We start from the raw sequence: 13,792 nt of genomic DNA, 5'->3' as shown, positions 1-13,792 counted from the left end.
TGAATAGCTGGATATTCTTTAAATTATCTTCTCAAACTTATCCAGCACTAAAAACATAAATTCCTTTGTGCCGGTAAGATATTCTCTCTGCCCGAGCATTTCCTCTTTTTTCTGGATAAACGGCCCATTTTCCATTCCATTCCCAAACCGCTTGATCAAATTCATAATTCTGTCTTCATTCACTTCAGGGTGAAATTGAAGCGCTACAACCCTGCCCCTATAAACGAATCCCTGATTCTTGCAGCCCTCGCTTTCAAAAAGCTAAACAGCTCCTGAAGGTAGGTCAAAAGTCCTAGAATGCCAGTGAAAAACCGAGATTTCATCCGGCAGCCCTTTGAGAAATTCCGGCTTATTCTCGCTCCTGGATGCCCTTACGGGAAACCATCCCATTTCCATGTGCAGGTTTTCATAAACGCGAGCCCCGAGGATGTCGGCAAGCAATTGAGCGCCAAGGCAAATTCCAAGTATCGGTTTTCCTGCTTCGATTGCCTGCTTGATAAACGCTTTTTCGTCTTTCAGCCAGGGATTTTCTTCATAGTCATAAACTCCAATAGGGCCGCCCATGATAATAAGAAGGTCAAATAAATCAAGTTTGGGAGGGTTTTTCGTTTCGTAAAAGCGAGTTGATTCAAGCCTGTGGTTTTTGATTTTTGCGTATTCTTCAATGGTGCCGAGAGTATTTATTGAAGAGTGCTGAATAACTTGGATTTTCATGAGAGATCAGTTATAACTTAGGACTTAAGTATTTGTATTTGATTTACCAATGATTTACTCAAAATAATGTGTAAATCTCAAAATAATGTGTAAATCTCAAAATGATGTATTAAATACTGCTATATGAAGAAAGTTTGCCCGCGTCTCCTTTTTTAATGTTTTCAATATTTCTATAGCCATTTTCTCTTTCAAAATTGATGAAGGAATAAAATAGTTGGCTATAAAGGAATGATTTCTGCTACTAGACCGTTACAAAGTCTCATTTTTACTAGTTTTTTAATAGAAAACGATCGGTTCCAGCCTCTCCGGACGCAAGATCAAAATAAGTTTAATTTCTGAGGTTCGCGGGAAGGTATCATCTTTTTCAAGAAACACTGAGAGTACCCGACTGAAAATAAACTTATTTATATTCCAGAGTGCAGTTATAAAGCTGATAAAGAATGAAGTTTGACACTATAATACGCAGTTTTTTGATAGCCATTTTAGTATCACTTATAGCATTAATTATAGAAGGAGCTTACTACGGACTACGTCTTGGGAATACTTATGCTCTCACTGCTGGTTTTGTCAATAACTATTCAGATTTAAGCAGCCCCATAAATATGACATTCCTTGCTATAATATTCGTCGCAGCGCTTGTGATAACCTTAAGTAAGATCTCTAAAAGAGAAAGATTGTAAGAAGATAGGAGAAATCCGACAATGGATGAAATGGATTAATACAGAAAATCTGACAATTATATTTTTACAGGGCGTTGGATATTTTCTTTTTTATTTTGTTTAAGGTAACCGGTTACAACCTCGCATTTGCGCTGGGCTGGAATGATAAATTTGCAGATATCAATATCGGTTATTATAATAATTATATAATGATATGGATAAAATACCCTGTGCCATAATTAAAGAACCGAAAAGACAAAGAACCCAAAATTCTGCGCCCATGAAACCTAAAATAAATATGATAACAGTATTTAGGTATAGCATATATTCATTCGTTTTGAAACCGGCTTTTTCCCTGATGAGAGTATTTCTTTCGTCTTTCATTTCAATTTCGAGTTGTTTCTTCTCCTCTGTGGATTCCTTAATTACAAAAAGCTTCAAAATATTGTCAACTGAATGTCCGAATATCAGTAATGCTATTACAAGTGGAATAATAACCCGAATATCCCTGCCATATAATTTTATAGTAAATAAACACCCTATAATAATTCCTGCACTTATCCCAACTAATATATAATTTTTAACTTGACTATTAATTTTTATCATTTTTTTCCTCCTCATAAATGAAGATTTCTTCAATTGTAGTGTTAAAATATCTAGCAAGTTTAAAGGCTAAAATGATAGACGGGTTATATCGTCCGTTTTCTAGAGAACCTATTGTTTGCCTGGAAACTTCCAGCGCTTCAGCGAGTTCTTCCTGCTTGATTCCTTTTTGTTTTCGTAATATTTCCAGCCTATTTTTCAAACTGGGATCTCCCCCGATGGAAAGTAAGCTTTCCATATACTTAATCGTATCGCTCTCAAGCAATTTATGCATACTTTCCATAATCCGGTAAAAATAAAAAAGTTTCAAATTTCAATGATTGTTCAGCCAACCATAAATTTTGATTATTCACAAAGCTAAACTTGAAATTGAGGACTTTATCTTCTGCCCCCAAAGTTACTTGGTAAAACTAATTTACGAAGACTAATATACAAAACATCAACCTGCAAAAAATAATATATAAAATTAGCTTGCAAAGTATAATTTACAAAAACGAACTTACAAAGCTAACATGCAAAGCTAACTCACAAAAACTAATTTACTAGAGCTGGAAACATAATTTTTCCTTTCAAAATTTGCGGTGTGCTGGGAAAAAGAATTCGGATTTTAAATCCTCCGATTATTCAAAATTAACTGAACTTTCCTGAGTTAACTGAACCTTCCGATAAGCGCACTTATGCTTTCACTCGTAACCATACCTAGAATCCGATTTTCGGAATCAATTACAGGAAGTGCGGAAATCGAATAATCTTCCATTATTGAAGAGGCAGTCTCGATTTTTTCACCTGAGAATACGTATTTCACATCGCGAGTAATTATTTCATCTAGTTCGGTGATTTTGCAGGCGACAGCTTTTGTAATATCCCAGGAGGTAACGATGCCTTCAAGCTTTCCGTCTTCGGACACGACAGGCAGGTGGTTCACTTTCTTTTTTACCATAAGGACTGAGGCGTTTTCTATTGTTTCATCTCTGGAAACCGAATAGAAATTCTGGTTCATGATGTCACTTACAAGAATCCGAGAGAGAAAGCCCCGTATAAGATAGTTAAGCTGTCCTTCCTCAAGCAGGAAAGCATCATGCCCGTACTGAGACCTGATTTCCTCGTATTTGGCATCAACCCCGTTTGCGGTAAGTGCAGATACTATCTCCTGGGATTGATAAGGAGGGTAGAGCCAGTCTGAGGTTATGGAAATCACAAGGAATTTTGCAGTAACTTCAGAAAAACCTTCTATAAGGGACCCGCTCTTTGAAAGGTCAAAAAAATCTACGGCTTTTGTAATATAAAGATAGGAATTGGCATCAAAACGTTTCGTAAAGGTATCTCCCTGGTGATTCAGGTAACTTTCGACCTGAAAATACGAAGAACGGTCCGGGAAGGTTTCTGAAGAAGTTTCTGATGATGTTCGCGAAATATTCGGGCCTGCCTCAGTCTGCTGAGCTCTCCCAAACTTCTTTTGCATCGAAGCATCGCTTAAATAAGTAATATGACCTATCATACGGGCAAGTGCCAGACCCTGTACAGGTATCTTTTTCCCGTAGTAGTTTCCCCCGTTCCATTTCGGATCATCGGTTATAGCTTTCCTTCCGATCGCCCCAAATGCAATTTGCTGTGGGGTCGTGGACGCAGTTGTTGCGATTGCAATTGCCTTTTTTACCATTTCAGGATAGCTGACCGTCCATTGAAGTACCTGCATACCGCCCATCGAACCGCCTGCGACAGCAAAAAGCTGTTTTACTCCCAAGTGCTCAATAAGTTTTTTCTGAGCATTTACCATATCCGCAATAGTAATTACAGGAAATGAAATACCGTAGGGCTTTTCGGTTTCAGGGTCAATAGAAGAAGGGCCCGTAGAACCTTTACAGCCCCCCAGTATGTTTGAACAGATAACACAGTATTTTTCCGTATCAAAGGCCTTATTCGGGCCAATTACGATGTTCCACCAGCCTGGCTTTTTGTCTCCTGCATGAAACCCGGCAGCATGGGCATCGCCTGTAAGAGCATGACAGATCAGGATAACATTACTCTTATCGGCGTTCATTTTCCCATACATCTCGTACTCTATCCTGACATTTGAGAGGGTCTTTCCGCTCTCAAGCCTGAAAATTCCAGGGATTTCATAGTTTATAGAACGGACAATCCCTAGATTCTGGCCCTTTTTTGTTGAAAGAATGTTTTTATAGGAAGAAAGCTGGGAAGGAAGCTGGTTTGAGACTTCCATATTCAGGCTCCGGAGAGTGCCTGATCAATATCGAAAATCAGGTCTTTTGCATCCTCAATTCCTATGGAAAGCCGAATAAAATCCTCAGTTACACCGCAGGCAAGCTGTTCTTCCTTTGAGAGTTGTTCGTGGGTGGTTGAAGCCGGATGGATTACAAGGCTTTTTGCGTCCCCAATATTTGCGAGGTGGGAAAAGATTTCAAGCCCCTCAATAAACTTTTTGCATTCTCTGGCTCCGCCTTTGATCCCAAAGCCTATTAATGCACCGTAACCTGATTTAAGATATTTCTTTGCAAGCTCATGGCTGACGTGGGACTCAAGTCCAGGATAAGAGACCCAGGAAACCTTTGGATGCTTTTCCAGGTATTTTGCAATCTCTAGAGCATTGTCACAGTGTTTTTTCATCCTGAGGGGCAGGGTTTCAAGTCCTAGGCTTAACAGAAATGAGTTAAAGGGAGAAATACACGCTCCGGTGTCCCTAATGAACTGCACTCTGGCTTTTGCAATAAAGGCTGCCTTTCCAAAGGCTTCTTTATATTTCAGGCCATGATACCCGGGATCAGGCTCGCAGATCTCAGTGAACTTTTCAGGGCTCCAGTCAAAATTTCCGGAATCAACAATTACCCCTCCTATGGAAGTCCCGTGGCCGCCTATGAATTTTGTCGCTGAAAGTACGACTATATCTGCCCCGTGCTCAATTGGCCTTAAGATCAGGGGAGAAACCGTATTGTCCACGATAAATGGAATTCCTGCGGCATGGGCGATTTCTGCGAGTTTCTCAAAATCAGGAATATCAAGCCCGGGATTTCCTATTGATTCCACGTAAAAGGCTTTTGTTTTTTCGGAGATTGCATTTTCGAATTCTTCAGGTTTACCGGCATCTACGAATTTTACGGTTCTCCCAAGCTTGGGGAAAGTATAATTGAAAAGTTCGTAGGTTCCTCCATAAAGCTTGTCTCCTGAAACAATCTCGTCTCCGGGTTTTGTAAAAGTGAGAAGTGCGGTTGTGATTGCAGCCATTCCTGAGGAGGTTGCAAGAGCGCCTATACCTCCTTCAAGGGCAGCGACTCTTTTTTCAAAGACATCGGTTGTAGGGTTCATCAGGCGGGTATAAATATTACCTTCTTTCCTAAGCCCAAAAAGGTCGGCTGCATGCTCGGTGTCATCAAATACATACGCCGCAGTCTGGTAAATCGGAACTGACCTTGCTCCTGTAGTGGGATCAGGTTTTGCACCTGCGTGCACGGCAAGGGTAGAAACTCCCAGGCTTTTAGACCTCTTTTTTGTCCAACTTTTCTTACTCCCCTTGCTTTCTTCTTCATTCGGGTTTCTATTCTTGTCAGTCATTTTGTCTTATCTCCAGGCTAATTCTCTATCCTGCCAGGCTGTTTATCAATATATTTCAATTCTAATTACTTATTTTAAAAGTCAGGAGTGAGAATCGAACTCACATAGTTCCGGGTTGCAGCCGGAAGCATAGCCACTCTGCCATCCTGACACTCATCCTCTTTTCATACATTCACAATTGTGAACAATCATCACAATTGTGATCTCAGTATATATAGTTATCCATATATAATTAAATGCCAAGTGGTTAATTACTTCTAATAATAAGTATTGGTATAAATAATTATCCATGGTAATGGCCAAGGCGCGAATTTAAGAATTCCAGGAATCTCTCGTGAAAAACTCGAGGAAAGGGTCAGAAACCCTTTCCTGTGTTTCAATTTTATAACAATAGCTGGTGAGAAATGCAAAAAGCTCCATTTGAGATACTAATAATGTTGCTTCGGCTCAACAAATCTCAATTTCCTGAAAGATACTACTGATAGAAGAAACTTATGGAAGCAGTTGTCGGGGATTTGTTAGAAGGTGCCGCCGCCGAAATATAGAAAAGAAGTCATAAAACACCCTATAGAAAATAAGTCATAAAACACTCCGAGAACCATATTCGCTATATTGAACCTGTCTTTTCACCGAGCGCTAGCTCGGGCCAGTCCGAAAAAGCACAAAAGAAGACAGGTTTTTAGCACATAGAATCCCATACTTACTTTTTTATCTATGCTGAATTCGGGGTTTTTTGATATAATTGTTCCCTGGCAACCAGAAAATACATATTTGCTCTACTTTTGATGCTAACTCCTATGAATATATATCAGTACTTATCTATATAGATATCAAGTTAATAAATATTTTTCAACAAAAAGATTATCTTGTTTTGAGATATATCTAGATATAATCTGGGAAAAAAGCTAAATGATTGAAAATTGGTCATTGATACTTTGAGCATCCATAAATATGTAGAATTTCCAGTAGGTGTAAACAAAAGATGCCTTGATAATTACTGCTATGAGCTGGATAGGAGTACTGACACGTTAACAATCACATCAGAAGGAGATTTTTATCATTTTCCAAAAGAACGGGCTCCTTACCTCGTTAATAGTTTAGGTCTGGAAAGAATTAATACCGTAAAAAAGATATCAGTCCTATTGTCATTGTCTTCACTTCTTATATTACCCTTTCTTCAATTTTTTAGACAAATATTGGGAGAGGCTTACTGGCCTTTATCCATTATATTGTTTCTTGGAGGCATAATGTTTTTCTTTATTTCTTCAGATCTACTTGAAATCGAAGATTATTACAAAATATCAAAATGTAAAAAATGCAATCGAGATTTTGCCTACGAAGAAATTAAAAAGCCTCTTGTCAAAAAGGTAAGCACTTACGACGATTATGAAGAAACAGAGACAAGGTACTTTAAATGTAAGTACTGCAATGATGAGGATCTCAAGATAAAAAGCATAATTAAAAATTCTAAATCCAGAAAAAGAAGGGATCCTAAAAAAGGAAAAGCCTGTAAAGGATGCGGAAGACGATTTTCGTTACTAGAATACAGATACCCTGATACGCATTTGGAATCTATGAATACCTCAAGAACAATCAGACACTATAAATGCAGATATTGTAGATATATGGAAATCAGCATAAAAGATGAAGTCGTCTCCACAGACTAAGTAAAAATAATGCAGTAAAAGCTTCAAAAAAACATTTACCGTCAATTTACCTATTTTTTACCGAGCGCTAGCTTGGGCCAGTCCTAAAAATCATGAAAATTAAATAAAAGGTTTTAGAGGCACAATTCAGTGAATTTTCCTTTTTTATAAAAAGAGGACAAGAAACTATCCTTTTTCTTTATTTTATATTATGGTAAAGCCGCACTGCGTGCGGGACAATCTCCGTTTAAGATGCTAATAATGTTGTTTTGGCTCAATATAGCTCACTAATCTAGGCGGACTGCTGCCGAAAAATAGAAATTTATTTCTGAATCTCCGCCAAAAATTAGTCCTCTTGAGCGAAGCGCAGCGGAGCGAAAAGGACAGCACACTGTAGAGCCGCAACTCTGCTGAAACGGACGCCGTGCTCCCGAAGCGAAACTCGGGGCGTAATTCGGGTGCTTCACTTTCGGCTAATCTCAAGCATCCTGTCCAGGGCTTTTCTGGCTTTTACCCTTATATGCTCCGGGACATGAATCTCATATTCCAGATTCTGCAAGCTGTTCAGAATAGCCTCCAGAGTGATTTTTTTCATATTGTAGCAAAAAGCCTTCTCTGAGACAGGATAAAATTTCTTATCCGGGTATTTCGCTTTCAGGTTTCGAACAATTTCTCTCTCAGTTCCAATTATAAATTCCGTGGAATCTGAACTTCCCGCTTCTTTCACAATTCCTGAGGTACTGAGAATCCTGTCTGCATTATTCTTATTCTGTCCACGGCTCAAGCCCTTTTTTCTTTAGATAATTATTAATTGCCTCGTGGATTGCTTCTTCTGCAAGCATTGAACAGTGCATTTTTATTGGAGGAAGCCCATCAAGGGCCTCTGCAACGGCTTTGTTTGAAAGTTTCCATGCCTCTTCCAGGGTTTTTCCTTTAATCATTTCAGTTGCCATGCTGCTTGATGCGATTGCAGCTCCACATCCAAAGGTCTGGAATTTTACATCCGCAATCCGATTATCCTCAACCTTGAGGTAAATTTTCATTATATCTCCGCATTTTGAGTTTCCAACCTCTCCTACACCGTCACTGTCCTCAATACTTCCCATATTTCTCGGGTTTGAAAAATGATCCATTACTTTAAGGCTGTAATCCATGAACTGTCCTCCAGTGTTACCTTTTGATTATATTTTTTCAGTTTTCGAGTTATTCAAAAAATATTTAAAATTTTTAAAAATCTTTGAAAGACCTTTAAATGACTTTAGTTCTTTCAATATCATGAACGGTTACCCCTCAAATAGTCCTGTATTCTTTAGGGGTCAGTGGGGACATATTTCTCAGTTTCTGCACTATCTCAGGCAGAACCTCAAGTACCCTGTCCACATCTTTTTCGGAATTCATCCTTCCGAGGCTAAGTCTGAGTGAACCATGAACGATTTCGTGTGGGACTCCACAGGCTGTAAGCACGTGTGAGGGTTCGAGAGAAGATGAATTACATGCGCTTCCGGTAGATGCGAATATCCTCTTCGCATTCAATAGCAGTAGAAGCGATTCACCCTCTATGTATTCAAACGTGACATTTACATTATTTGCAAGCCTCTGTGTTGGATGTCCGTTGAGGTGAGTTTTCGGGATTATCAGAAGATTTTTGATAAGGCGCTCTCTCAGCTCCAGCAGAATTTTATTTGATTCTTCAATTTCGGCTGTTGCAAGCTCTATAGCTTTTCCAAGACCCACGATGGTAGGGACATTCTCGGTTCCGGCCCTGCGTTTTCTTTCCTGCGCCCCACCGTGCAGAAGAGGGTCGATTTTTGTCCCTTTTCGGATGTAGAGCGCTCCGCAGCCCTTGGGACCCTCAAACTTGTGCCCTGAAAGGGAGAGAAGGTCAATATTCATTTTTTTGACATCAATTGGGATATGGCCTATTGCCTGCACGGCATCCGTATGGAAGTATATCCGGTTCTCTTTCGCGATTTTTCCGATTTCCTCTACAGGCTGGATTGTCCCTATTTCATTGTTCGCAAGCATTATGGAAATAAGGATAGTATCGTCTCGAATTGCCTTCTTCAACTCCTCAGGGGATACCATTCCATATTTGTCCACAGGCAGGTATGTTACCTCAAAGCCCTGCCCTTCCAGCCAGGCGCAGGTATGCAGGACTGCGTGGTGTTCAATAGAAGAGGTGATTATGTGTTTTCCTTTACTCTGGTTTGCAAAGGCTATCCCCTTAATTGCCCAGTTATCGGATTCTGTTCCTCCTGATGTGAAATAGATCTCGCTTTCTTCAGCCCCGAGAGCATCGGCGACCTTTTTTCTTGCTTTGTCTATTGCATGTTTTGAGATTTTTCCAATCTCATAGATAGAAGAAGGGTTTCCGAAATTCTCAGTCATGTAGGGAAGCATCTCTTCGACAACTTCTTTCCGTACAGGAGTTGTAGCCGAGTTGTCCATGTAAATAGCCTTGTTTTCAATGGTCACACTTGCACCTTCACAATCGTGAATTAAACTAACAATTGTGACTATATAAGTTTTATTGTAAGATACCCAGGAAAAAATTATATACATACAGGAGAAATTCCGGAATTTTTTTCAGAAAATTCTGAAAATTGTTAAAAATCGAGCCATTTTCTTGAAAGTTTTACTGCTTTGGAAGTCGGCAGGAAATCTTATTATTATTTTTGATACTGAAAATAATATATATGTACATAAGATATATTCGTTCTCAATTGTAAAATCCAAAAAGTGATGATAATTATGGAAACTCCGTGTCAGAAGATTGTGTGGGATCTGGTCCCCGCAATAAGGGCCAGTCTTGCAATCGAACTTGTAAAAAAAGGACAGTCACAGGCAGCGTCTGCAAAGTTGCTGGGGATTGCCCCGTCGGCAGTTTCCCAGTATATTTCGGGAAAAAGGGGATACAGGATCGAGTTTCAGGGCGAGACGAAAGAATTGATTGAAAAACTTGCTCAGGACTTGATCGACAACACGGTCGCTGACTTTGTAGTAAGAATCTGTGAGATCTGCGTAAGTGCCAGAGGAATTGAAAAGAAGTGTAATAGCGGCTGCGGCCCGGAAAAACAAGATGAAAATAAAACAGAAGATAAAGCAGAAGATCAAGAAAAAACTGAAGCATAAAGCCGGAGTTTATCGGTTTATTTACTATTTTTCTGTATCCTGTTAAAATAGCTACTTAAAAATGGAAAGGGACCTTTCCCTTTATTATTTAACAACTACTTTATTACTGACACCCTTGTAAGAATTATCAATACTGTATACAGTCAGATAAACTTTATAAATCCCTGCTTTTTTATAAGTGTGGGTTGGATTCTGTACAGTTGATCGGGAACCATCACCGAAATTCCAGTTCCATTTCATGGGTTTAGCCCCTGAAGTTGTATCTTTAAAGGTAACTTTCTTTCCAGAGATCACGGATTTAAAACTTGGAACAAATTTTTTCGATTTTTCTCCAGATGATATTGTAATGGCTGCCTTTTTAACCATATTCACACAACAACTTCCTGAACCGTATGCAGTCACTTTTACATCATAGGTTCCGGATTCTTTTATAATGCACGAACAGGTACATATCCCTTTTTTCGTGCACTTTGAGCAGTAGGAACTGCAGGAACCGACTACCTTTCCGTTTTTGGAATCCATTACTGTATACTGAACAAGTTTAACAGGGCCTGATATATAACTTGTAAACCCGACTTTCGATGGTGCGGCTTTGCTTGTAGGATTTATTGTAACCTTGGTAATCTTTAAGTTACTACATGTACCTCCTTTGCAAGATACCTGTGGAGCGCTTGCCATTGCAGTAAATGGCATCAAAACCAATAGAGCTATTACAAAGAGAATTGCTTTTCGTTTCATTGTTTTCTATTATTTAACAAACTCGACCATATAATTTTGGAAGTGGGGTAAATAAATTTTTAAAGTTGTGTAAATTTATTTAGTATTTAATTTGAAAATAAAATGACATTTAGATAGTATAAGCGGGAAAAGTCAAAATTTTTACCAATTAAATATTTAAATTATTTTAATTTTTTAATTAGTGTCGGTTTATTTTTAATTTTATAGTAAGGAATATCAAATCGAATGATCGGTTTTCTTCCTTATCATTTATCATTTCACCAAGTAGCTATCAAAATCGTCAAACACTGTTAATATTAAATTGACAGGAGTGTATAAAAAAGAACTTAGAGCTTGTAACACTCATCCAAAAGCCTAAAAGCCTATTAGAAAAGACGATAATGACGCTGTAAAGTTACTACAATAGGTCTATAGTATCCAGGGTATCCAGGGTATCCAGCATGTCCAACGGCTCTGATTCTGATACTGCCAATTTTAAGGATACAGAAAATCATAACATTTTTTGGATATGCTCTTAATTAATCGGATTCCTTTTAGTTCTAAAGTATGGTTTTTCAATTAAGAAATTTCTCGATAACTATATTTAACATAAGATTAATTCACAATTGTGAATTTCTGTAAATTGCCTATATGCTGCAGCAGTATTAGCTACTCAAAACAATGATTGGTAGTTTATAATATAAGATGATTAATATAATTAATAATATATTAGGATCAAGTTAAAAATACATGGAGCCTTGAATAGATAGGCTACGGAAGACGGTAGATAACATGGGGCGAATATATTCCGATATAACCTGGACAATTGGGAATACTCCGCTTGTCAGGTTAAACCGCATAACAGAAGGTCTACATGCGGATGTGTTGGCTAAAGTAGAGTCCTTTAATCCGATGGGAAGTGTAAAGGACAGAATAGGGCTATCAATGATTGAAGAAGCCGAACGCGAAGGGAAAATAAAAGAAGGAACCACAATCGTTGAACCCACTAGCGGTAACACTGGTATTGGACTTGCATGCATCTGTGCCGCCCGTGGCTATAAGCTCATACTGGTTATGCCTGAAACAATGACAGTAGAACGAAGAAAATTACTAAAAGCGCTGGGAGCAGAACTTGTCCTGACTCCGGGAACTGAAGGAATGAAAGGGGCAGTCAATAAAGCCGAGCAGATGGCTGCTGACGATCCTTCGCTTTACTTCATACCCCAACAATTCCAGAACCCTGCAAATCCTGAAATTCACAGACGGACAACAGCCGAAGAAATCTGGAAAGATACTGACGGCAAAGCAGATGTTATTGTAGCAGGCGTGGGGACAGGTGGAACTATCACAGGTGTTGCAAGCGTCATCAAAAAAAGAAAACCCGCTTTTAAGGCGATTGCAGTAGAACCTGCCGAATCTCCCGTGCTTAGCGGCGGAAGCCCTGGCCCACACAAGATCCAGGGTATAGGTGCAGGTTTTGTTCCGGACGTACTTCAGCTTGAACTGATCGATGAGATAATCCGGGTTACAGGAGATGATGCCGCTGCCACAGCCAGGCGCCTGGCAAAGGAAGAAGGTATCCTTGCAGGGATATCCTCAGGCGCTGCCACTTATGCTGCAATTGAGGTCGCATCCAGGGAAGAAATGAGTGGGAAGACCATTGTTGTGATCTTGCCGGATACGGGAGAGCGTTATCTAAGCACTGACCTGTTTGACTGATTTATCAGTGACTATTTGATTGATCCATCTAACAGCTGGCTGATTAATCAATATGACAATTAACACCGGAAGATTTCAAATGGGAATCAGGGAAGATATCAGAACCGTTTTCAAAAAAGATCCCGCAGCAAGGTCTACGCTTGAGGTAATCTGCTGCTATCCGGGCCTGCATGCAGTCTGGGTACATCGGATATCTCACTGGCTATGGAATAGACACTTTTATTTTCTTGCCCGTCTGCTATCTCACATCTCAAGAATGTTAACAGGTATTGAAATCCATCCTGGGGCAAAGCTTGGACGGCGAGTTTTCATAGATCACGGGTCAGGAGTGGTAATCGGAGAAACTGCTGAGGTAGGTGATGACGTTTTGATATATATGGGAGTTGTATTAGGCGGAACAGCTCTGGAAAAGGTAAAGCGTCATCCTACAATTGAAAACGACGTAGTTATTGGTTCAGGAGCATCTATACTTGGGCCAATTACGGTTGGAAGAGGAGCTAAAATAGGCGCCGGCTCGGTTGTGATTCGGCCAGTTCCACCCGGAGCTACTGTCGTTGGAGTGCCTGGAAGGATTGCAGAGCCGCAGCCCTCGGTTTCTGTAGGACAGCTTGATCATGACAAGCTACCTGATCCTGCCCTTGTTATTATAAGCCAAATGCTTGACCGACTGAGCCGGCTGGAAGAGCAATTCAAGGAACATGAAATTTTAATTTCCGGACATGAGATGACTCCGCAGAGTACCGAAATAAGAAAAGAGGATCAAATCTATTCCCGACTAAAAGAGGTCATTGACCCTGAAGTTGGAATGGATATTGTCAAAATGGGCTTTGTCAAGGAAGTAAATGTAAACGGAACCAGTGTAGATGTAAACCTTGTATTAACAACAAGCGCCTGTCCCATGATTGAGTACTTTAAGGATGAGGTCAAGCGAAAAGTCCTGAGTATTGGCGGGATAGAAGACGTTAGCGTCAATATCCTTGATGAACCGTGGAGCTGGGATCGAATCAAAAAGCAAATAGCTCACTAAAATGGCTA

The 13,792-nt window shown here is 39.6% G+C and carries 14 protein-coding genes; 4 read left to right on the top strand and 10 right to left on the bottom strand.

Annotated elements, in window-relative coordinates:
* Nucleotides 1–18: 18 nt before the first annotated feature.
* From BP861_RS03320 to BP861_RS03295, 6 genes are all read right to left on the bottom strand, one after another.
* A complete protein-coding gene (locus BP861_RS03320; RefSeq protein WP_292372547.1) occupies nt 19–165 on the bottom strand; it encodes a hypothetical protein in 147 nt (48 codons plus the stop codon).
* Between the two features lie 96 nt (nt 166–261).
* Nucleotides 262–714: a type 1 glutamine amidotransferase gene (locus BP861_RS03315; protein WP_292372545.1), complete on the bottom strand. Its 453-nt coding sequence runs from the start codon at nt 712–714 to the stop codon at nt 262–264.
* Nucleotides 715–1,553: 839 nt separating this feature from the next.
* Entirely contained in the window at nt 1,554–1,979 is a 426-nt protein-coding gene (locus BP861_RS03310; protein ID WP_292372543.1) for a hypothetical protein, read from the bottom strand.
* Entirely contained in the window at nt 1,966–2,178 is a 213-nt protein-coding gene (locus BP861_RS03305) for a helix-turn-helix transcriptional regulator (RefSeq protein ID WP_048106925.1), read from the bottom strand. The genes BP861_RS03310 and BP861_RS03305 overlap by 14 nt, the downstream gene beginning before the upstream one ends.
* Before the next feature lie 447 nt (nt 2,179–2,625).
* Nucleotides 2,626–4,197, bottom strand: coding sequence for a homoserine O-acetyltransferase MetX (gene metX, locus BP861_RS03300; RefSeq protein WP_292372539.1), 1,572 nt, complete (start codon nt 4,195–4,197; stop codon nt 2,626–2,628).
* 2 nt (nt 4,198–4,199) lie between these two features.
* Complete coding sequence (locus BP861_RS03295; RefSeq protein WP_292372538.1) at nt 4,200–5,543, bottom strand: O-acetylhomoserine aminocarboxypropyltransferase/cysteine synthase family protein; 1,344 nt, start codon at nt 5,541–5,543, stop codon at nt 4,200–4,202.
* Between the two features lie 935 nt (nt 5,544–6,478).
* Here BP861_RS03295 and BP861_RS03290 point away from each other — a divergent pair.
* Complete coding sequence (locus tag BP861_RS03290; RefSeq protein WP_292372536.1) at nt 6,479–7,210, top strand: hypothetical protein; 732 nt, start codon at nt 6,479–6,481, stop codon at nt 7,208–7,210.
* A gap of 442 nt (nt 7,211–7,652) precedes the next feature.
* Here the strand turns inward: BP861_RS03290 and nadA are convergent, their stop codons facing one another.
* From nadA to nifS, 3 genes are all read right to left on the bottom strand, one after another.
* Nucleotides 7,653–7,973, bottom strand: coding sequence for a quinolinate synthase NadA (gene nadA, locus BP861_RS03285; protein WP_292372534.1), 321 nt, complete (start codon nt 7,971–7,973; stop codon nt 7,653–7,655).
* Nucleotides 7,954–8,343, bottom strand: a complete 390-nt coding sequence (nifU, locus tag BP861_RS03280) for a Fe-S cluster assembly scaffold protein NifU (RefSeq protein WP_292372533.1) — start codon at nt 8,341–8,343, stop codon at nt 7,954–7,956. Before nifU ends, nadA begins: the two co-directional genes overlap by 20 nt.
* Nucleotides 8,344–8,479: 136 nt before the next feature.
* On the bottom strand, nt 8,480–9,637 hold the full coding sequence (gene nifS, locus BP861_RS03275) for a cysteine desulfurase NifS (protein ID WP_292372620.1): 1,158 nt from the start codon (nt 9,635–9,637) through the stop codon (nt 8,480–8,482).
* A gap of 303 nt (nt 9,638–9,940) precedes the next feature.
* Here nifS and BP861_RS03270 point away from each other — a divergent pair, with 303 nt between their 5' ends.
* Entirely contained in the window at nt 9,941–10,321 is a 381-nt protein-coding gene (locus BP861_RS03270; protein ID WP_292372532.1) for a transcriptional regulator, read from the top strand.
* Nucleotides 10,322–10,405: 84 nt separating this feature from the next.
* On the opposite strand, the gene BP861_RS03265 is transcribed toward BP861_RS03270, so the two are convergent.
* Nucleotides 10,406–11,059, bottom strand: coding sequence for a PKD domain-containing protein (locus tag BP861_RS03265; protein WP_292372531.1), 654 nt, complete (start codon nt 11,057–11,059; stop codon nt 10,406–10,408).
* Nucleotides 11,060–11,830: 771 nt separating this feature from the next.
* Between BP861_RS03265 and cysK the strand changes: the two genes are divergently transcribed.
* Together cysK and cysE are read left to right on the top strand one after the other, a co-directional pair.
* On the top strand, nt 11,831–12,757 hold the full coding sequence (gene cysK / locus BP861_RS03260) for a cysteine synthase A (protein WP_292372530.1): 927 nt from the start codon (nt 11,831–11,833) through the stop codon (nt 12,755–12,757).
* A gap of 79 nt (nt 12,758–12,836) precedes the next feature.
* Nucleotides 12,837–13,784 carry a serine O-acetyltransferase gene (cysE, locus tag BP861_RS03255; protein WP_292372529.1) on the top strand — a complete coding sequence of 316 codons (948 nt, stop codon included), beginning with the start codon at nt 12,837–12,839 and terminating at the stop codon, nt 13,782–13,784.
* Nucleotides 13,785–13,792: the final 8 nt, after the last annotated feature.

Source organism: Methanosarcina sp. UBA411 (assembly GCF_002495725.1).
In the GTDB taxonomy this organism is placed as follows: domain Archaea; phylum Halobacteriota; class Methanosarcinia; order Methanosarcinales; family Methanosarcinaceae; genus Methanosarcina.
Note: the sequence above shows the minus strand (reverse complement) of the source record. Positions and strands in the feature narration are given on the sequence as shown.

Bases quoted from the DNA above. Each gene is read 5' to 3' on its own strand.
- BP861_RS03295 (WP_292372538.1), bottom strand. From the start codon at position 5,543: ATGACTGACAAGAATAGAAACCCGAATGAAGAAGAAAGCAAGGGGAGT.
- BP861_RS03310 (WP_292372543.1), bottom strand. From the start codon at position 1,979: ATGATAAAAATTAATAGTCAAGTTAAAAATTATATATTAGTTGGGATA.
- metX (WP_292372539.1), bottom strand. From the start codon at position 4,197: ATGGAAGTCTCAAACCAGCTTCCTTCCCAGCTTTCTTCCTATAAAAAC.
- nifU (WP_292372533.1), bottom strand. From the start codon at position 8,343: ATGGATTACAGCCTTAAAGTAATGGATCATTTTTCAAACCCGAGAAAT.
- BP861_RS03315 (WP_292372545.1), bottom strand. From the start codon at position 714: ATGAAAATCCAAGTTATTCAGCACTCTTCAATAAATACTCTCGGCACC.
- BP861_RS03320 (WP_292372547.1), bottom strand. From the start codon at position 165: ATGAATTTGATCAAGCGGTTTGGGAATGGAATGGAAAATGGGCCGTTT.
- nifS (WP_292372620.1), bottom strand. From the start codon at position 9,637: ATGGACAACTCGGCTACAACTCCTGTACGGAAAGAAGTTGTCGAAGAG.
- cysE (WP_292372529.1), top strand. From the start codon at position 12,837: ATGGGAATCAGGGAAGATATCAGAACCGTTTTCAAAAAAGATCCCGCA.
- BP861_RS03270 (WP_292372532.1), top strand. From the start codon at position 9,941: ATGGAAACTCCGTGTCAGAAGATTGTGTGGGATCTGGTCCCCGCAATA.
- cysK (WP_292372530.1), top strand. From the start codon at position 11,831: ATGGGGCGAATATATTCCGATATAACCTGGACAATTGGGAATACTCCG.
- BP861_RS03265 (WP_292372531.1), bottom strand. From the start codon at position 11,059: ATGAAACGAAAAGCAATTCTCTTTGTAATAGCTCTATTGGTTTTGATG.